This window comes from Corynebacterium urinipleomorphum (assembly GCF_900155535.1).
GTDB classification, from domain to species: Bacteria; Actinomycetota; Actinomycetes; order Mycobacteriales; family Mycobacteriaceae; genus Corynebacterium; species Corynebacterium urinipleomorphum.
In genome coordinates this window covers 211,772-229,293 of the sequence record NZ_LT706963.1, presented here as the reverse complement: position 1 = coordinate 229,293, position 17,522 = coordinate 211,772, and the positions used below count along the sequence as shown (strand labels likewise).

The 17,522-nt window shown below is 64.3% G+C and carries 16 protein-coding genes and 1 tRNA gene; 10 read left to right on the top strand and 7 right to left on the bottom strand.

The features are described 5' to 3' along the window. Window positions 1–23 precede the first annotated feature (23 nt). On the bottom strand, window positions 24–476 hold the full coding sequence (locus CZ338_RS03955) for a GatB/YqeY domain-containing protein (protein ID WP_087117005.1): 453 nt from the start codon (window positions 474–476) through the stop codon (window positions 24–26). Window positions 477–515: 39 nt separating this feature from the next. On the opposite strand from CZ338_RS03955, the gene CZ338_RS03950 reads away from it, so the two are divergent. Together CZ338_RS03950 and CZ338_RS03945 are read left to right on the top strand one after the other, a co-directional pair. Continuing rightward, window positions 516–1,436, top strand: coding sequence for a metallophosphoesterase (locus CZ338_RS03950; protein ID WP_087117004.1), 921 nt, complete (start codon window positions 516–518; stop codon window positions 1,434–1,436). A gap of 123 nt (window positions 1,437–1,559) precedes the next feature. Continuing rightward, window positions 1,560–1,636 (top strand) — tRNA-Pro (locus tag CZ338_RS03945). A gap of 53 nt (window positions 1,637–1,689) precedes the next feature. Here CZ338_RS03945 and CZ338_RS03940 read toward each other — a convergent pair. Continuing rightward, on the bottom strand, window positions 1,690–1,914 hold the full coding sequence (locus tag CZ338_RS03940) for a hypothetical protein (protein ID WP_087117003.1): 225 nt from the start codon (window positions 1,912–1,914) through the stop codon (window positions 1,690–1,692). Window positions 1,915–2,032: 118 nt separating this feature from the next. Then, the gene (locus CZ338_RS03935) at window positions 2,033–3,565 is read right to left on the bottom strand and encodes a hypothetical protein (RefSeq protein ID WP_087117002.1); all 1,533 of its coding nucleotides are present in this window, start codon (window positions 3,563–3,565) and stop codon (window positions 2,033–2,035) included. 120 nt (window positions 3,566–3,685) lie between these two features. Between CZ338_RS03935 and CZ338_RS03930 the strand changes: the two genes are divergently transcribed. Genes CZ338_RS03930 through CZ338_RS03905 form a run of 6 tightly spaced genes read left to right on the top strand, consistent with a single transcriptional unit; the run spans window position 3,686 to window position 9,794 of the window. Next, window positions 3,686–6,679, top strand: a complete 2,994-nt coding sequence (locus CZ338_RS03930) for a DUF4040 family protein (RefSeq protein ID WP_087117001.1) — start codon at window positions 3,686–3,688, stop codon at window positions 6,677–6,679. Next, window positions 6,676–7,065, top strand: coding sequence for a cation:proton antiporter subunit C (locus CZ338_RS03925; protein WP_087117000.1), 390 nt, complete (start codon window positions 6,676–6,678; stop codon window positions 7,063–7,065). Before CZ338_RS03930 ends, CZ338_RS03925 begins: the two co-directional genes overlap by 4 nt. Continuing rightward, a complete protein-coding gene (locus CZ338_RS03920) occupies window positions 7,065–8,594 on the top strand; it encodes a monovalent cation/H+ antiporter subunit D family protein (protein ID WP_087116999.1) in 1,530 nt (509 codons plus the stop codon). Before CZ338_RS03925 ends, CZ338_RS03920 begins: the two co-directional genes overlap by 1 nt. Beyond that, a complete protein-coding gene (locus CZ338_RS03915; protein ID WP_087116998.1) occupies window positions 8,594–9,124 on the top strand; it encodes a monovalent cation/H+ antiporter subunit E in 531 nt (176 codons plus the stop codon). Before CZ338_RS03920 ends, CZ338_RS03915 begins: the two co-directional genes overlap by 1 nt. Before the next feature lie 5 nt (window positions 9,125–9,129). Next, complete coding sequence (locus tag CZ338_RS03910; protein ID WP_087116997.1) at window positions 9,130–9,408, top strand: cation:proton antiporter; 279 nt, start codon at window positions 9,130–9,132, stop codon at window positions 9,406–9,408. Beyond that, window positions 9,408–9,794 carry a Na+/H+ antiporter subunit G gene (locus CZ338_RS03905; protein ID WP_087116996.1) on the top strand — a complete coding sequence of 129 codons (387 nt, stop codon included), beginning with the start codon at window positions 9,408–9,410 and terminating at the stop codon, window positions 9,792–9,794. The genes CZ338_RS03910 and CZ338_RS03905 overlap by 1 nt, the downstream gene beginning before the upstream one ends. Window positions 9,795–9,901: 107 nt before the next feature. On the opposite strand, the gene CZ338_RS03900 is transcribed toward CZ338_RS03905, so the two are convergent. Together CZ338_RS03900 and CZ338_RS03895 are read right to left on the bottom strand one after the other, a co-directional pair. Then, window positions 9,902–11,590: an IS3 family transposase gene (locus tag CZ338_RS03900; protein WP_143341249.1), complete on the bottom strand. Its 1,689-nt coding sequence runs from the start codon at window positions 11,588–11,590 to the stop codon at window positions 9,902–9,904. A 232-nt stretch (window positions 11,591–11,822) separates the two neighbouring features. Continuing rightward, the gene (locus CZ338_RS03895; RefSeq protein WP_087116994.1) at window positions 11,823–13,397 is read right to left on the bottom strand and encodes a catalase; all 1,575 of its coding nucleotides are present in this window, start codon (window positions 13,395–13,397) and stop codon (window positions 11,823–11,825) included. Between the two features lie 183 nt (window positions 13,398–13,580). Between CZ338_RS03895 and CZ338_RS03890 the strand changes: the two genes are divergently transcribed. Beyond that, window positions 13,581–14,138: an RNA polymerase sigma factor gene (locus CZ338_RS03890; RefSeq protein ID WP_087116993.1), complete on the top strand. Its 558-nt coding sequence runs from the start codon at window positions 13,581–13,583 to the stop codon at window positions 14,136–14,138. Here the strand turns inward: CZ338_RS03890 and CZ338_RS03885 are convergent. Together CZ338_RS03885 and CZ338_RS03880 are read right to left on the bottom strand one after the other, a co-directional pair. Further along, on the bottom strand, window positions 14,135–15,166 hold the full coding sequence (locus tag CZ338_RS03885; RefSeq protein ID WP_087116992.1) for an aspartate-semialdehyde dehydrogenase: 1,032 nt from the start codon (window positions 15,164–15,166) through the stop codon (window positions 14,135–14,137). The two genes, CZ338_RS03890 and CZ338_RS03885, sit on opposite strands and share 4 nt — an antisense overlap. Window positions 15,167–15,213: 47 nt before the next feature. Next, the gene (locus CZ338_RS03880) at window positions 15,214–16,479 is read right to left on the bottom strand and encodes an aspartate kinase (protein ID WP_087116991.1); all 1,266 of its coding nucleotides are present in this window, start codon (window positions 16,477–16,479) and stop codon (window positions 15,214–15,216) included. A gap of 151 nt (window positions 16,480–16,630) precedes the next feature. Here CZ338_RS03880 and CZ338_RS03875 point away from each other — a divergent pair, with 151 nt between their 5' ends. Next, on the top strand, window positions 16,631–17,488 hold the full coding sequence (locus CZ338_RS03875) for a DMT family transporter (RefSeq protein ID WP_087116990.1): 858 nt from the start codon (window positions 16,631–16,633) through the stop codon (window positions 17,486–17,488). Window positions 17,489–17,522: the final 34 nt, after the last annotated feature.

Here is a 17,522-nt window from a genome sequence, read left to right as displayed (position 1 = left end):
AGCGCATTACTGGCCGAAGCGCATTACTGGCCGAGGCGCTCCCTGACAGCAGCGGACAAACGCTTGCCGTCGGCACGACCGGCAGCCTTCTCGGTGGCGGCCTTCATCACCTGTCCCATGTCTTTCATGGAGGTGGCGCCGGTTTGGGAGATGGTGGCGTCGATAAGCTGGGCAAGTTCGGCGTCATCAAGCTGTTTCGGCTGGTATGCCTCGAGGACGGCCACTTCGGCGAGCTCCGCGTCGGCGAGCTCCTGGCGGCCGTTCTCCGCGTAAACCTCGGCGGACTCGCGGCGCTTCTTGATCTCGCGGGCGACGACCTTCAGCACCTCCTCGTCCGTCAACTCGTGCTTCGTGCCCTCGGTCTCCTCTGTCTGGATCGCCGCGAGCAGCATACGGATCGCACCGGTGCGCTCCTTCTCCTTCGCCTTCATCGCCTCTTTCAGGTCGGCGCGGATCTGATTCTTCACATCACTCATGGCAACGAGCGTAGCGCGGGTGGCGGTACCCTCGGAGAAATGACGACACAACGAGACTTGACCCGCGGATCGCGAATCCTGCGGCGCGCCGGTGTTACTGCCGCGGCCGGTGCGGCACTCGGGGCTGCGACGTTCGCGCACGGCGTCAGCGAGCTGAACAAGTTCCGGCTTAAGAGCTACGACCTACCAATCCTGCCAGCCGGGTCCGACCCATTCAGCATCCTGCACGTCTCCGACCTGCACATGATCCCCGGGCAAGACACCAAAATCGCGTGGGTCTCAGCTCTCGACGCCTTGAACCCCGACCTCGTGGTCAACACCGGCGACAACCTCTCCGACGAGCGCGCCGTTCCCGATGTCTTGGCTGCACTGGGGCCGCTGCTGAACCGTCCGGGCGTGTTTGTCTTCGGCACCAACGACTACTGGGCACCGCGAATGGTCAACCCAGTGAAGTACCTGCTCGACCAGAAACGCGAACCCAGCTACGTCGATCTGCCGTGGAAAGGCATGCGCGCAGCCTTCATCGAACGCGGCTGGCGCGATGCCACCCACCAGCGGCTCGAGTTCAAAGCGGGCGGGCTGAAGCTGGCTGTGACCGGCACCGACGACCCGCACCACGACCTCGACGATTACGACGCCGTCGCCGGCGCCCCTAACCCAGATGCCGACCTTGCTATCGGTGTCACCCACGCCCCTTACCGGCGCGTCCTCGACCGCTTTGAAGCCGACGGTTACGCCCTGACTTTGGCCGGCCACACCCACGGCGGGCAGATCTGCCTGCCTGGTGAGCGGGCCATCGTCACCAACGCCGACATCGACCGCGAGCGCGCCTCCGGCTTGCACCGCTACGGCGACATGTGGCTCGAAGTGTCCAACGGCCTGGGCACCTCGAAATTCGCGCCGGTCCGGATCTTCTGCCGCCCCTCCGCGGCGCTGCTCACCCTCACCGCACGGCCCTGACCGCGCGACCAATGAGCCACTGAAATCATCTGGACGCAGCCCCGCCGAACAGGCGTTTTGGCGCTAACCGAGTGGTGGACTAAAGTATCCCGGGTACTGATCAAGTGATTGATCGGCATAAACCGGGATATGGCGCAGCTTGGTAGCGCGCTTCGTTCGGGACGAAGAGGTCGCAGGTTCAAATCCTGTTATCCCGACCAAATAGATATGGGGCCGCCCTCCAGCGAGGGCGGCCCCATTTTTCATTCCTGTCCTAGCGCGCGCAGGTGGCCACGTTCTCCGCGTCCAGGCAGTCGTGCTCCAGGGACTCGCAGTGCAGCCACCCCAGCCGGCCGTGGAGGATGATCTCGTCGTAGCACTTCGAGCAGCGGCGCACGGAGTTCGGCGAGTGCCGGTAGCCGTTGACAGGCCCGAGCACGTCGGCGGTGAACGGGCGACCTTCACGCGCAAGGATGAGTCGGGCGTTGAGTGCGTTCATAGGCGTTGCTCCTTTGTTCAGTTGTGGGCGCTCCACCGTTTTCATGGAACAGCTTTCGGGGAACAGCGCAGGAGCCTACAACACGGCATGAACCGTGGTCGCCGGAAACGAGCGGGATCTAGCGCACGTGTTCGATTTCGTCGTCGGCTTCTAGAACAGCGGTCTCGTCGTAGAAGGAATCGTCGCGAGCGGTAGCGGTGGCGGGGGTGGAGCCGGAGGAGGCACGGGAGGAGACCGAAGACGTGGCGGGCCGGTTACGCAGCGCTCCCACCAACCCGATCAGGGCGAGTAGCGCGGACAGTCCGATGCCAGTCCACATCGCCACCACGGAACCGTTGTTGCCGGCGGCGGAGACAGCAGAGGTGCTCCAGTGCATCGGCATCGCGGACGACAGCGCGCGGACTACGCCGTCGACGTCGCCGGTGGCGGCTCGGGACCACACCCAGCCGACAACACCGGTTTGCGCCAGGGCGAAAATGCCGGCAAGGGCGGTACCACCGAGCTCACCGAAAGCGTCGCGGAGAATCCAGGTGACTCCCGCCGAGGCGAGGGTTCCAAGCGCGAGCGCGAGTCCGGTGATCCCGATAGCAACAGGGGTCAGACCAGTCCCGAGAATGGTCACGAGGATCGTGCCCGCGCCAGCCGCGAGCAGCGTGCCCAGCCCGATGATGCTCCACCGCGAGCGAACCGCGCCGTAGGCGGCGAGAGCAGCGGCGACACCGCCGAGTACAGCGAGAGCGCTCACGAGCATCGCGGCGAGCGGCGGGAGGGACGACGTAGGAGCACCGCTTTGCGACGCCTCACCAGCACCCGCCCCTGCAGTCCCCGTCACCGGAGCTGCAGCTGGGAGAGCACGCTGGACACCGTTAATGCGTTCTTTGGTGGTGGTGGACATCTCGTCGATCTTGGCGGCGCCGTCGACAAGCTGGTTGATGCCGTCTTGTGCCTCCCCGACGCGGTTGTTCATTTCGCCGAGTCCCCCGGCCAGCTCTGCGGCGCCGTTGGTCGCGGTGTAGATGCCGTCGTGGTAGGCGTAGCCGGGTGTGGCTAGCTGGTTGGCCAGCTCGCGGGATCCGTCTTTGAGCTCCGTGAGCTGGGCGGTCCAGTCGGCGGGCAGCTCCGCGGTGTCTACCTGGCGGCGCAGGCCCTCCAGTTGGACACGCAGATCCTTGACCTGGGGGTCGTTGCTGCCGCGGGTGCTGTTCAATGTGTCGTCGATGGCGGCGAGAACCTGACCGCGCACGACATCGAAGCCGATGACTTGGTCGACGGCGCCGCCGACGTTGTCGGCGAGGCGGGTGGCGCCGTCGGCAAGCTGCCCGGTGCCAGCCTGAAGTTCGACCATGCCCTGGGAGAGCTGGTCCGCGCCGGCTTTGGCGGAGGCGATGCCGTCGATGAGTTCGCCGGAGCCGTCGCGAAGCTGCTCTGTGCCTTCTTTGAGCTTGGCGGTGCCCTGGGTGAGAAAGCCGGCTTGCGCGCTGGCGTCGGCGGCGGCGCGTCGGGCGTCACCGAGGTTGTCGGCCCCGGAATACACGGCGGGCGCGCCGGACGTGTTCTCCGCGTTGCGCGGCACCCACGTCGCGGCGGGATTCATGGGTGCGAATGCTGCGGCGACGAGGACGGCCATGGCGATCAGGACGTTCCATTTCATACCGTGCAATGTAATGAGTGTGGCGCATGTTGTGGATGAGACACACCGCAGGCCGAGCTCAATGCGGATTTGCTGTTACCCTTAACGTGTTTGCCAACCACTACACAGGCTGGAGCACATATGGCTCTTCTCTTGGTCTTCGGGCTAGTCGCCGCGACTGTGGTGCTATCCCCCGTGTTGGTGCGCGCAGTCGACCGCCGGGCGGGGTGGGTGATCGGGCCGGTGTATCTCGCCGCGGCCGTCATCCTGGCCAACGCGGCGCGGGACGGTGCGGTGCCAGCGTTCTCAATCACATGGGCGAACGATCTGCTCGGGCCGGGCAGCGTCGTCGAGCTCGGAATGCGCGCGGACGGGCTGAGCCTGTTCTTCGTCTTGCTCGCGCTGGTCATCGGCGGCGTGGTGATGCTGTATTCCGCCGCGTACCTGCATGAAAACGACGGCAACACGAGCTTCTACACCATCATGACGGCGTTCTCGCTATCGGTGCTGTTGCTGGTGACGGCGAGCGACGTCGTGGTGCTCTTCATCGGCTGGGAGCTCGTGTCCATCGCGTCGTTCCTGCTCATTGCTCGCTCGGGCTCGTCTGGCGAGGCGGGCTCGTTCCGCACGCTCGCGCTCACGTTCTTCGGCGGCCTGACACTGCTGGCGTCGCTGGCGATCGCGGCGGTGAACACGGGCACCACGCAGCTCGACGGAATCCTGTCCTCCGACGTGTGGGTGGACAACCCGCAGCTGACCACTACCGTCGCTGTGCTGCTGGCGTTCTCCGGCTTCACCAAAGCCGCGCAGTTCCCGTTCCACTTCTGGCTGCCCGAGGCAATGGCCGCCGCCACGCCAGTGTCCGCGTTCCTGCACGCCGCGGCCGTGGTCAAGGCCGGTGTGTACCTGCTGCTGCGCTTCTCCACGATCTTCGGCGCGAACCCCACGTGGAACCTTATCCTGGTCACGTTCGGCCTGGGCACGGCGCTGATGTCGGCGCTGTTCGCCATCACTAAGACCGACTTGAAGCACCTCACCGCGTACTCGACGGTCTCCCACCTGGGCTGGATCGTCGCGGCGATCGGTGTGGGCACCCCGGCTGCCTATGCCGCGGCCCTTGTGCACACGCTCGCGCACGCTCTGTTCAAGTCGTCGTTGTTCATGCTCATCGGCGTTATCGACCACCAGACAGGCACCCGCGACATCCGCCGCCTGGGCCGCATCTACGACAAGATGCCGTTCACGTTCGCGTCGGTCGTCGTCGCGGCTGCGTCCATGGCGGCAGTTCCGCCGCTGTTCGGCTTCGTGTCCAAGGAATCCATTCTGGAGGCGTTCCACTCCACGCAGTACGGCGCTGTCCTGCTCATTCTCGCTGGTATCGCGGCATTCCTGACATTTGTCTACTCGGCGAAGATCGTCTTCGGCGCATTCATCGACGGCGAGCGCGACATGAGCGACGTCCACGAAGCGCCGGTCTCGCTGTGGCTACCGGCAGCGATCCCCGGCCTCATGTCCGTCCCGGTCGTCTTCGCGCTCCCGCTTGTCGACGCCCCCGTCTCCCGCGCCGTCCACTCCATCACCGGGGACAACTCCTTCGAGTCGCACCTGGCCCTCTGGCACGGCGTGACGTGGCCGTTCATCGTGTCTGCCCTGGTCTTGGTGGCAGGCATCGCCTTCATCTTCGTGCGCAAGCCGGTCTACGCGGCGCTGGAGAACAAGGAACTTCTCCCCTACACCGGCAACGAGATTCTGCGGATGATCGTGGACGGTTCCACACGCATCGGCCGCGGTGCTGGCGCGATGGCGGACACCTACAACCCGTCGCGCCACCTCAAGTGGCTGATCGGCGTTCTGGTGCTGTTGGGCCTGTCGACGATCCTGCTCACCACCGGCGTCGACGGCGTCATGCCCGCCCCGCGCACCGAGGGCCCGACCAACTACTGGGACCTGATCCCGCTGGCCGTCATCGCGGTGTCTGTGATCGGCATGGTGGCAACCTCGAAGCGCATGACCGCGGCTGTGCTGCTGGGCACCGTCGGCGTGGGCGTGAGCCTGCAGATGCTGCTGCTCGGCGCACCGGACGTGGCTCTGACGCAGTTCACCGTGGAAGCGCTGACTGTCGTGGTGATCATGATGGTGCTGCGCTACCAGCCGCGCCTCTTCCCGGACGTGTCCCAGCGGCGCAAGGTGCTCTCCGCTGTCTTCGCGGTCATCGCCGGCATCGTCGCCTTCGCAGGTGTCTACGCCCTGACGGGCCGCCGCGAACGCTCCGACCTGGCCATGTGGTATCTCGAGGAGGGCGGTCTGGCCACCGGCGCGGACAATATCGTGGCGGTGATCATCGTGGAGTTCCGTGGCTTCGATACCCTCGGCGAGCTCTCCGTGCTGGGTATGGCCGCTGTGGTCATCGCCGCTGTCACCGCTTCGGTGCCGCGCCACGACTTCCAGGAGGGCACCCGCCCGGCACCGTTCGGCCAATCGCGCCTGAACACCCTGCCGCTGCGCAAGGTGACCAAGTTGATCGTCCCGGTGCTCATCGTGCTGTCCGTCCTCATCTTCTTCCGCGGCCACACCGCACCTGGCGGCGGCTTCATCGCCGCTCTGGTCCTGGCTACCGCGTTCGTGCTCAGCTACCTCTCGCAGGGCTCCGACGCGAACGCTGTGGGCGAGAAGACCCCGATCTACCTGACCGGCATCGGCATCATCGTGGCCATCTCCGCAGGCTTCCTCGGGTTCATCGAGGGCGGCTTCCTCTACGCCATCCACGGCGAGATCGCCGGCGAGCACCTGACCACGTCGCTCATCTTCGACGGCGGTATTTACCTCGCTGTTCTGGGCATGCTCACCATGGCTATCAACGGCATGGGGGGCTACCTGCGCCCCGGTGCGGACCGCGAGCAGTTGGATTACCACCGCGGTGCGGAGAACCCGCTGCCGAATGTTCCTGTGGGCCCGACCGGCGAGTATGGGGTGGACCCGCGCCCACAACCGATCAATCCGGCGTCCGAGCCGGTGGATCTGGCGCGTGCAGTCATCTCCGGTGCCCGCGGAAAGCCCTCGCGCGGGAGCACACCTGACAGCACACTCAGCAATGACTCTTCGGCTACTTCGGTGAAGAACGGAGGCGCACAATGATCTACGCAGCCACCATCGGCATCCTCATCGCTGGGGCGGTGTACCTGATCATGCAGCGCGGCATGGTGCGCATCGTCCTGGGGATGTCGCTGCTGGGCCACGCCAGCAACCTGACTCTTCTCGCGTCGGGCAACGGCGCCTGGCGCGGGGAAGCATTCCCGTCGCAGACCCCGCTGGAAGACATGGCGGATCCACTGCCGCAGGCCTTCGTGCTCACCGCCATCGTGATCGCGATGGCCACCACGACGATCCTGCTACTGCTCGCGGCGCTCGGCCGCGATGACGACACCATCGACAACATCCTCGATGCTGAGCAAGCCGCCAAGCTAGGCCCGGACCCGCTCACCACCGCCGGCCGCAAAGCCCACAAGGGGGTGCGCGGCTAATGGCTCCCGACGCTATCCTCCCTGTCTTCGTCGCCCTGCCGCTCATCGTTGCGGCGGTAACGGCACTGTCCCCTTCGCGCGCGCTGAACAGCGCGCTGGGGCTGATCATCCCCGCGATCAACCTCGCGGGCGGTATCTGGCTGTACGCCTACACCGCCGAGCACGGCACGATCGCGCACGTCATCGGCCTCTACCAGGGTGGCGCGGGCATCGCGTTCGCCGGCGACCAGTTCTCGGCGATCATGCTGATCACCACGATGCTGGTCGCACTGGTGTCCAACTGGTTCGCCATCGTCTCGGGTGAGACCCAGGCGCGCTACTACACGCCGCTCACGCTAGTGCTGCTCACGGGTGTCTCCGGCGCGTTGCTCACGGCGGACCTGTTCAACTTCTTCGTCATGATCGAGGTCATGCTCCTGCCGTCCTACGGCTTGATCGCCATGACCGGAACCCGGCACCGCCTGCAGTCGGCGCGCCTCTTCGTCCTGGTCAACCTCGCCGCATCGACCTTCCTGGTCATGGGTGTCGGCTACGTCTACGCCGTCACCGGCGCAGTGAACATCGGCGCGCTCCAGGGCGCGGCGGCCGGCAACGGACCAGTCACGGTGGCCATGGCGATTGTGGTCGCCGCCATCTGCGCCAAGGCCGCTGTGTTCCCGCTGCACACGTGGTTGCCGCGCACGTATACGTCGACAAGCGCTGCTGTGATGGGGCTGTTCTCCGGCCTGCACACCAAGGTCGCGGTGTACATGCTGTTCCGCATCTGGGTCGTCATTTTCGACATGGACGCGCGCTGGAATTGGCTGATCATCGGCGTGATGGTGGTGTCCATGCTCGTCGGCGCCTACGCGGGCCTCGCGGAATCGACCATCCGCCAGGTGCTCGGCTACCAGATGGTCAACGGCATGCCGTTCATCCTGGTCATGCTCGCATTCACGCAGGACGACCCGCGGTACGCGCTCGCCGCCGGCCTCATGTACACGCTGCACCACATGATCACCATCGGTGCGCTCACGCTCAACGCCGGCGCCATCGAGGAGACCTATGGCACCGGCACGCTGAGCAAGCTGTCGGGCCTGATGAGCCGCGACAAGTGGACCGCGGCAACCTTCGCGGCCGGCGCATTCTCCGTCGTCGGCTTCCCGCCCTTCTCCGGCCTGTGGGGCAAGCTGACCATCGTGTTCGCCGCCGCCCGCGGTGGCGACGCCCGCTCCTGGGTGGTCATTGCAGCGATCATCATCGCCTCCTTCGGCGCCATGTTGGCCATGTTCCGGGTGTGGAAGGAAGTGTTCTGGGGTGCCCCGATGCAGCGGTTCCCGGAGAACCTAAGGGTGCGCTGGTGGTTGCTGGCGCCGTCGGCAAGCTTGATGCTCGTCTCGCTCGGCATGTTCCTCGCAGCCGGCCCGCTGTGGGGCGCCGCGACGGAATCCGTGGACGCGCTTCTCGACGTCCCCTCCTACTCCTCCGCCGTCCTCGGCCCCGACCCGATCGGCGTGCCGGACACCGCTAGCCTGCAAGGGGGCCAGTAATGAAGAAATTCCTGCACGCCATCGGCTACTTCTTCTGGATAGTCAAAGAGATCATCGTCGCCGGTTTCTCCACCGCGTTCGCCGCCTTCCGGCCGAACTCAGGCATCGAACCGATTGTCATCTACTACCCGCTGCGTATCGACGGCGAATGGGAGCTCTTCTGGTTCTCCACCTCCGTCACCGCAACCCCGTCCACCCTGGCCATGGGATTCCGCGACAACATCCCCGGCAAGCCCCGCGTCATGCTGGTCCAGTCCGCGTTCGGCTCCAACCCGGAGGACATCGTCGCCGGCCTCGCCGACATGGAGGAGCACGTGGCCCCGCGCGTCAAGGACACTCCCCTCGACCCGTCTCAGGTCCTATGGGAGCCGTACAGGGACCTGCGCGACCGCACTGACCCCGATGCCGCTGACCCCGTCGACGCCGCCGACCGCGCCCGCCGCGAGCGACGCGCACGTAAACGCCGTGAGCGCAGTGCCAGGCGAGCCACGGCCGAACGGGCTGAGCGCCCCGCGAAAGAGAGGGACTAAACGCCATGTTTGAATCGACGTTCAACACCATCCTCACCGTCTGCATCGGCATCATCGCCGTGTGCATGGTCATCGGGCTTGTGACCATGCTGCGCACCAAGGATGAGCTCACCCGGGCCGTGCTGGCAGACTTCATCTTCTACAGCATGGTGTGCCTCTACTTCATCTGGACGTTGTTCCACGACACGTTCATCGGGTACGAGATCGCCATCCTCGCCGCGCTGGTCTGCGGCGCGATCCCGACCCTGTCCATGTCCCGCATCATCTCGAGGGGGCGCCGCTAATGGCTATCTGGCAGATCATCGTTCTCGCTTTCGCGTTCCTCGCCGTCTTCATGACGGTAGCCACCCTCATCCTCCAGCTCCGCGCCCCGGACGCACTGACCCGGGTGAACCTCATTGGCCCGCTCGTGTGTATCGCCTTCCCAGCGCTCATCCTGGCCAAGCTCACGGCTGACTGGGCTACGGAGGGCTTTGTCGCTGGCGACTTCATCCGCGCCGTCATCGCCATCCTCGGTGTCTGGATCGTCGGCTCCGTGGGCTCGTTCATCATGGGCCGCTCCATCCACGGTGTGACCGTCGTGGACCCTTGGGCGGCTATGCAGCGACGGGAACACCAGGCGAGCCAGCACCGTCAGGACCGCGCCGAGGGGACTCAGCCGCAGCTGTAACCGACCCTGTCACTCCGAGCTTGATGCAGCTACTAGCACGCAGCTCAAGACCTGAAAGGGGATGCGGACGTTTTGTTGGAGTGTTTCCGAGGATTTTGTTCTCGTAGTTACGCGCTTAGTAGTTGTCGGTGTTGGGCGATTGTCGTGTAGCCCGCACCGAGTGTCGACTTAAACCGTTTGTGGATGTAGAAGTCGATGTAGTCGTTAATGTAATCGATCATTTCGGCCTTCGTCATCTGTTTGGTTTGGGGCCGGCCGATGAGTCGTTCTTGTTTCATCGTCCCGAAAAAGCCTTCGACCCGGGCGTTGTCCCCGCTGTTTCCTCGCCGCGACAACGACGGGATATACCGCCAAGATTGAGCGCACCGCCCGTCTGGGGTGCACTGGGGGCATGCGTTTGTGTCGTGTGCTGGGTCTGTGATCATCTCGACCCATTTCGTGCTGCGGTACAACCCACCGCGATCGGAATGGATAATCGGCCGGGCACCGGCAGGTTTTTGTGCTTCGATAACGCTGATCATCTCGGCGACAAGATCGTGGTTGGGTGAATCCGACATCGTCACTGCCACGGGCATCCCGTCGTAGAAGTCGATCGCGGCAGAGACGTAGAGCCTGCCGTCGGCGCAGGCGATTTCTGTCACGTCGGTGCCGATCTTTTCCCACGGGGCGTCAGCGTGGAAGTCGTGGGTGAGCCCTAACCGATCGGCATTGCTGGTGAAATAACCCGATACAGCGACCTGGCGTGCCCTATCTGCTGTGTCGGCGGTAACGAGAAGGAGATTGTCCGGCCGGTGAGCTGTTTCCCCGGTGTAGGACGAGTACTTCGAAAACGTTCTTGCCGGCGGGTGCAGCCCAAGTTCTGTCATGCATGCGCGCACGATCTTTTCTGACACCGTGTGCCCGGCACAGGCCAGCCAGTGGTGGATCCTGCGGTAGCCGTAGCTGCGACCGGTTTCTTCTACCGCTTGAGTGATCAAAACCTTCAACTCCTCGCGGCGTGCTGCGCGCTGTGTGGCCGATGCCGCTCGTCGGCGCTGGTAGTAGTAGGTCGATTCCGGCATCCCGACCTGCCTGCATGCTTTGGCGGTGCTGATGCCAGTAGCGTCCACGAGGGCATTAACAGCGGCAGCTTGCACCGCCGCTGCGGTTTTACCGTCGTGGACGAGGTCTTTTCCCGCCGTGCTGGCCTCCCCGGTGTCCATCAAGGCTTGGATCACGGCGTTTTTGACTTCGTTGCGGTCAAGCTCTTGCCGCAGGAGCCGTTTCAACGCTTCCGGGTCATCGGGAAGATGATCCTTATCCGGCACAGGGCCCGGTCCTGGGATCCACTCGTCGACAGGCCCCACCGGACGCGGAACCGGCTTGGGAGCACTTGAGCATTGTGCTTCTTTGTCGCGTTTTGCTCTGCGCTGTTTTCTCACAGCATCCATTGTCGCCTCATAAACCTGCTCGAAGGTCATAGACGCAGCATCAGCAGGATCCGGGCCGAAGCGATCAACCCATTTGAGAATCGACCCTGCACGCACGCTGCATTCTGCTTCGATAGCGCGCAATGTCCACTCAGACGACATGCGCAACGCCACAGCACGCGCGACAGTCTCAGGCGGATGAGTCTGCGGCACCTCGGCGATGACGATGCCTCGTCGGATGTCGTCATTCCATTTGCATACCGTCAATGGGCTTGGGCGGCGGCCGCATTGCCGCTCAACCCAATCGCAGACCTCTTTGGCAGCAGAACCGTCCCGAAACCGCTTCACAGCGGCCTGACGGATATCGGTAGGAAACCTCGCGGCCATTATGGCCCCTCCCACCCCAGAACACTCCAACCTTTTGTCCGCGCTCCCAAAATAAGCTTTAGCTGCGTGCTAGTAGCTGCATTTGCGGACCCGGGTGGGGTTCCAGTGACTATCGGGCCGCTGCCCCATGACGAAACCCCGACCACCGCTGCACATCCGGCAGCGTGGTCGGGGTTTTCGGCGGAGGGTCCGCGGTTAGCGGCGTGATCCTTTAGCCGTTGAAGGAGTCGTCTTACTCGGAATCCTTGGAAGCGTCCTCGCGCTTCTTGGCCAGCACCTCGCGGAGCTTCGGCTCGAGGTCGGCGTCGACCTTGCCCCAGTAGGCGAAGGTGCGCTCCTCGACGTCCTTGTCCTTGATCGGCAGCATCTTGTTGGTGACGTTGTCGATGAAGCGCTCGCGCTCAGCGTCGTCGAAGACCTCGCGGTAGAGGGTACCTGCCTGGCCGAAGTCGTCGTCCTCGGCGTGCTTGACGTATGCAGCGCGGACGAGGTCGGTGCCGTGCGGGTCCGGGTTCACGTACAGGTCGTGTGCCTGGCCATAGGTGGTGTGGTTGGAGGAGGAGTCCTCACCGTTGTCCAGGTAGCCAGCACCCTTCTCGGTGTTGTTCGGGGTGTAGTTCGGCTCACCCTCGTTGTTGAAGAAGTACTGCATCGGGCCACGCTCTGCGTAGGTGTTCACCGGCGCGATCGGCTGGTTGACCGGCAGGTCCTTGTAGTTCGGTCCGATGCGGTAGCGGTGCTGGTCGGCGTAGGCGAACACGCGGCCCTGCAGCATGCGGTCCGGGGACAGGCCGACACCCGGGACGATGTTGGACGGGTCGAGAGCCAGCTGCTCGATCTGAGCGTGGAAGTTCTTCGGGTTGCGGTTGAGCACGAAGTAGCCGACGTCGACAAGCGGGTAGTCCTTCTGGGACCAGGTCTTGGTGAGGTCGAACGGGTTGAAGCGGTAGTTCTCGGCGTCCTCGAACGGCATGATCTGGACCTTGACATCCCAGATCGGGTAATCGCCGCGCTCGATGGCCTCGAACAGGTCCTGGCGGTGGTAGTCGGCGTTGTCGCCGGCCATCTTGCCTGCTTCTTCGTCGGTGAAGCACTCCCAGCCCTGACGGGTCTTGAAGTGGTACTTGATCCAGACTGCGTCGCCCTCTTCGTTGACCCACTGGAAGGTGTGGGAACCGAAGCCGTCCTGGTGGCGGGAGGTCTTCGGGGTGCCGCGGTCACCGAGGAGGTAGGTCACCTGGTGAGCGGACTCCGGGGTGCGGGTCCAGAAGTCCCACTGCATCTCGTCGGAGCGGAGACCGGTGCGCGGATCGCGCTTCTGCGAGTGGATGAAGTCCGGGAATTTCACCGCGTCACGCAGGAAGAACGTCGGGGTGTTGTTGCCGACGATGTCGTAGTTGCCGTCCTCGGTCCAGAAACGCAGCGCGAAGCCGTGGACATCGCGCCAGGTGTCCGGGGAGCCAGCCTCACCAGCAACGGTGGAGAAGCGGGCCGCCATCGGGGTGACCGTGCCCTTCTGGAACAGCTTGGCCTTGGTGTACTGGGACACATCCTCGGTGATGTGCAGCTCACCGAATGCTCCGTGGCCCTTAGCGTGCGGGATGCGCTCCGGGACATTCTCACGGTTGAAGTGAGCAAGCTTTTCGACGAGGTGAATATCGTCGAGCAGGTTCGGGCCCTGCGGGCCGGCGGTAACGGAGATGTTCTCCGAAGCGACCGGCTGGCCGCCCAGGCGGGTGGTCTTGCCGTTACCGGCGGCGCGCTCGCCCTTCTTCACAATTTCTTCTGCGGGATTGTTGTCAGCCATGAGATGGCCCTCCTCCATAAATCAGGTTGATTCACTGGTGAGTCCGACACTACGCACGCCCCACTAGGGCTTCAAGCAAGTTCGCCCTAACTCATTCCTTAGTTTGACCTGCGCCCCAGCCCCTAAGCAGAGTGCTGGCAGCTTTGCTGGTTGCGGCTCTTCCTGCTGGTAACGTCTGCACTCGTGAATAAAAGGGACGACGCTTATGTCACGGATCTGGCGTTGCGCGCCGGCCGCGGCGACAAGGAAGCGTTGTCCGAGTTCATCCGCCTGACCCACGACGACGTGTGGCGGCTCCTCGCCCACCTCGCCGGGCGTGAGCAAGCGGATGACCTGACGCAGGAGACGTACTTGCGGGTGCTTGGGGCACTCCCCCGGTTCGCGGCGCGGTCGAGTGCGCGGACGTGGTTGCTGTCGCTGGCGCGCCGCGCGTGGGTGGATTCCGTCCGGCACGATATGGCGCGGCCGCGCAAAGCCGCGGCGGAGTATGACGATGTTGCGGCGCAGCAGCCGAGCCGGGACAACCCGAACACGTGGTCCGAGGTAATGGATGCGCGCGAGCTTCTCGACGCATTGGCGCCCGAGCGCCGCGAAGCTCTGATCCTCACCCAAGTGCTGGGGTACACCTACGAGGAGGCGGCGAAGATCGCCAATGTCCGCGTGGGCACGATCCGGTCACGGGTGGCGCGTGCGCGCCGTGACCTCGTGGCCGGAACCAGCGCGGGATCAGAAGAGAGCTAAACCAGCAGTTCCGCGATCTGGATGGTGTTCAGTGCGGCGCCTTTGCGCAGGTTGTCGCCGGAGACGACGAAGATGAGGCCGTGGTTGCCGTCGACGGTCTGGTCTTGGCGGATGCGGCCGACGAAGGAGTCGTCCTTGCCGGCGGCCATGAGCGGGGTCGGAACGTCAACGACGGAGACGCCGGGAGCGTTACCGAGCACCTCAGCCGCCTCGGAAGGGGTGATCGGGCGCTCGAACTCGGCGTGGACGACCATGGTGTGCCCGGTGAAGACCGGGACGCGGACGCAGGTGCCGGAAACCTTCAGCTCGGGCAGACCAAGGATCTTGCGGGACTCGTTGCGCAGCTTCTGCTCTTCGTCAGTCTCGAGCGTGCCGTCGTCGACGAAGTTGCCGGCCATCGGCAGCGCATTGAACGCGATGGGCGCCACGTACGGGCCCAACTCATCAGGGGCGAGGACCGAACCGTCGTGGGTGAGTTCCACATTCTGGTCGCCGATCTCTGCTACCTGCGACGCTAGGGTGTCCACGCCAGCCAGACCCGAGCCCGACACAGCCTGGTAGGAGGCGACGCGCATGGTGGTGAGCGAAGCGGCGTCGCTAAGCGCCTTGGCCACGGGCATGATCGCCATCGTGGTGCAGTTCGGGTTCGCGATGATGCCCTTGGGCAGATTCTTCGCGTCGCCCGGGTTCACCTCGGAGACGATGAGCGGCACGTCGGGGTCTTTGCGCCACGCGGACGAGTTGTCCACGACCGTCGCGCCAGCTTCCGCGAAGACCGGTGCCCATTCTTTCGAGGTGGAACCGCCGGCCGAGAAGAGTGCGATGTCGACGTCGCTGACGGAATCGACAGTGACCTGGGTGAGGTCTTCGACCACGATGGTCTCACCGCGGAATTCCAGCTCCTTGCCCGCAGAGCGCGGCGACGCGAAGAAGCGCACGGTGTCGGCAGGGAAGTCGCGCTCCTGCAGGATCTCGCGCATCACGCGCCCGACTTGGCCGGTTGCTCCGACGATTGCGACGGTGGTCATGAAACTCGCTCCAATCTAGATTTCGCTTTTCGACGCCCGCGTGGCGCCTAGCGTCCCGTACCCGCGTAAACAACGGCGGGCTCGTCGCCGCCGAGATCGAATTTCTCGTGAATGACACGGGCGGCTTCCTCCATGTCACCGCGATTCACCACAGCGGTAATACGGATCTCGGAAGTGTTCATCATGCCGATGTTGATGCCCTTGTCGCGCAGAGCCTCGGTGAAATCTGCGGTGACGCCCGGGTGGGACTTCATGCCGGCACCGACGAGCGAGACTTTGGCGATCTCATCGTTGTACGTGACATCCTCCCAGCCCTCACTTTTGACCAGGGCCTTCAGCAGCTCCATGCCGCGCGGGCCGTCCGCGATCGGGAGGGTGAAGGTGATGTCGGTGGTGTTGTCGTGCTGCGTGGAGGTGTTCTGCAGGACCATGTCGATGTTGATCTCGGCGTCTGCCAAGCCGCGGAAGACCTTAGCGGCCTCGCCGGGCACGTCGGGAATGCCGAACACGGTGATCTTTGCTTCGGAATCGTCGGTGGCGACACCGACCAGGACTGCTTCTTCCACGGGGATATCCTCCATCGCTCCGGACACGAGCGTGCCGGGATCGTTGCTGTAAGACGAGCGTACTCGCATGGGAACATTGAATGCGCGGGCGTACTCGACGCTGCGCAGCACCAGAATCTTCGAGCCGGACGCCGCGAGCTCGAGCATCTCCTCGAAGCAGAGGTGGTCGAGCTTCTTCGCGTCGGGGACGATGCGCGGGTCAGCGCTGTAGATACCGTCGACATCGGAGTAGATCTCGCACTCGTCGGCCTCCAACGCCGCAGCCAACGCCACGGCAGTGGTGTCGGAGCCGCCGCGGCCCAGAGTGGTCACGTCGCGGGTGTCCCGGTTGACGCCCTGGAAGCCGGCGACGATGGCGATCTTGCCGGCGTCAATGGCCTCCTTGACACGGCCCGGAGTGACCTCGAGGATGCGGGCGTTGCCGTGACGCTCGGTGGTGATCACTCCTGCCTGGGACCCGGTGAAGGACTGCACCGGCGCGCCGAGACCGGCAATAGCCATTGCGACCAAGGAGTTCGAGATGCGCTCGCCAGCGGTGAGCAGCATGTCCATCTCGCGCGGCGGCGGAGTCGGGTTGACCTGGGCCGCTAAATCCAGCAGCTCGTCAGTGGTGTCGCCCATGGCGGAACAGACCACCACGACATCGTTGCCGGCCTTGTGGGTGGCCACGACCCGCTCCGCCACGGCACGAATCCGTTCTGCGCTCTCGAGCGAGGACCCGCCGTATTTCTGGACGATCAGTGCCACCTTGGTCCGCCTTTCGGTGTCAAACAGTTTCTCTCACTGTCTAGCACTGTCTAACAGTGTCTAGCAGTGTCAGCGGTCAATCTGTGAGGAATAGGATACCCGGACACACCCGCAATTCCCGCCATTAAATTGCATCGGCCGAGCCACTACTATGAGCCGGGTGCACAATAACGCCCTAGCCGTCTTCTTCGCGTTCGCCTCAGCACTGACGATCGCGATCGGCACCGTGTGGCGCCACCAGATTGTGCTGCGCTACAACGCCGAGCAAAACTCCGCGGGCGGGGCGATCGGTGCGATCAGACGCCCAACGTGGTGGTTATCGCTGTCTCTGGCGTGGGTGGCGTACGGCTTCCAGGCGGTGGCCCTGGCATTCGGCACCCTGTTGGTCGTTCAACCGGTGCTCGTGCTGTCCCTGCTGCTCACACTGCTCTTGTCGGCTCGGGTGGAGAACCGGCGCATGGACATCGACGAGACATTTTGGGCCACAGTCCTCACCGTTGCCGTCGGCGTGCTCGTGGTGCTGGGCAGGCCGGAGCCGGGGACACGGGAGGCGTCGATAAGCGAATGGCTCATTGCCTTGGGTGCGGGGACCGTTGTGATGGCCGTGACGGGTTGTGCGGCGAAGCGGCAGGAATCCGCGATGCGGGCGTTCTTGCTGGGTGCGATTTGCGGCGCGATCTTCGGCTACCTGGCTGTGTTCTCGAAGACGGCGGTGGACGCGTTCGTGCGCGGCGGCGTGGTGGAGCTGGTGACCACGTGGCCACTGTATGCGCTGCTCGCAGCTGCTGTGGTGGGCACGATTGTGCAGCAGTACGCGTTCAGCGCAGGCGATTTGTCGCAATCGCTGCCCGCGATGAAGATCTTCGAGCCGCTGCTCGCGTACTCGCTGGGCATGACCCTTCTGGGCGAGATGTTCACGGTGACGACAGTGCTCGGTTGGATGCTGATGGCGTTGGCTGTGGCCGCGATGTTCGTGGCCACCTTCTTCTTGTCGCGCAAATCCCTCTGACCCTGCTGGTCGCAGTGGCGCACGCACCCGGATG

What these genes read in the sequence shown, in the direction of transcription:
- CZ338_RS03910 (WP_087116997.1), top strand. Translation starts at nt 9,130, where the DNA reads ATGTTTGAATCGACGTTCAACACCATCCTCACCGTCTGCATCGGCATC.
- CZ338_RS03875 (WP_087116990.1), top strand. Translation starts at nt 16,631, where the DNA reads ATGAGCCGGGTGCACAATAACGCCCTAGCCGTCTTCTTCGCGTTCGCC.
- CZ338_RS03900 (WP_143341249.1), bottom strand. Translation starts at nt 11,590, where the DNA reads ATGGCCGCGAGGTTTCCTACCGATATCCGTCAGGCCGCTGTGAAGCGG.
- CZ338_RS03925 (WP_087117000.1), top strand. Translation starts at nt 6,676, where the DNA reads ATGATCTACGCAGCCACCATCGGCATCCTCATCGCTGGGGCGGTGTAC.
- CZ338_RS03940 (WP_087117003.1), bottom strand. Translation starts at nt 1,914, where the DNA reads ATGAACGCACTCAACGCCCGACTCATCCTTGCGCGTGAAGGTCGCCCG.
- CZ338_RS03895 (WP_087116994.1), bottom strand. Translation starts at nt 13,397, where the DNA reads ATGGCTGACAACAATCCCGCAGAAGAAATTGTGAAGAAGGGCGAGCGC.
- CZ338_RS03920 (WP_087116999.1), top strand. Translation starts at nt 7,065, where the DNA reads ATGGCTCCCGACGCTATCCTCCCTGTCTTCGTCGCCCTGCCGCTCATC.
- CZ338_RS03930 (WP_087117001.1), top strand. Translation starts at nt 3,686, where the DNA reads ATGGCTCTTCTCTTGGTCTTCGGGCTAGTCGCCGCGACTGTGGTGCTA.
- CZ338_RS03935 (WP_087117002.1), bottom strand. Translation starts at nt 3,565, where the DNA reads ATGAAATGGAACGTCCTGATCGCCATGGCCGTCCTCGTCGCCGCAGCA.
- CZ338_RS03905 (WP_087116996.1), top strand. Translation starts at nt 9,408, where the DNA reads ATGGCTATCTGGCAGATCATCGTTCTCGCTTTCGCGTTCCTCGCCGTC.
- CZ338_RS03915 (WP_087116998.1), top strand. Translation starts at nt 8,594, where the DNA reads ATGAAGAAATTCCTGCACGCCATCGGCTACTTCTTCTGGATAGTCAAA.
- CZ338_RS03885 (WP_087116992.1), bottom strand. Translation starts at nt 15,166, where the DNA reads ATGACCACCGTCGCAATCGTCGGAGCAACCGGCCAAGTCGGGCGCGTG.
- CZ338_RS03950 (WP_087117004.1), top strand. Translation starts at nt 516, where the DNA reads ATGACGACACAACGAGACTTGACCCGCGGATCGCGAATCCTGCGGCGC.
- CZ338_RS03955 (WP_087117005.1), bottom strand. Translation starts at nt 476, where the DNA reads ATGAGTGATGTGAAGAATCAGATCCGCGCCGACCTGAAAGAGGCGATG.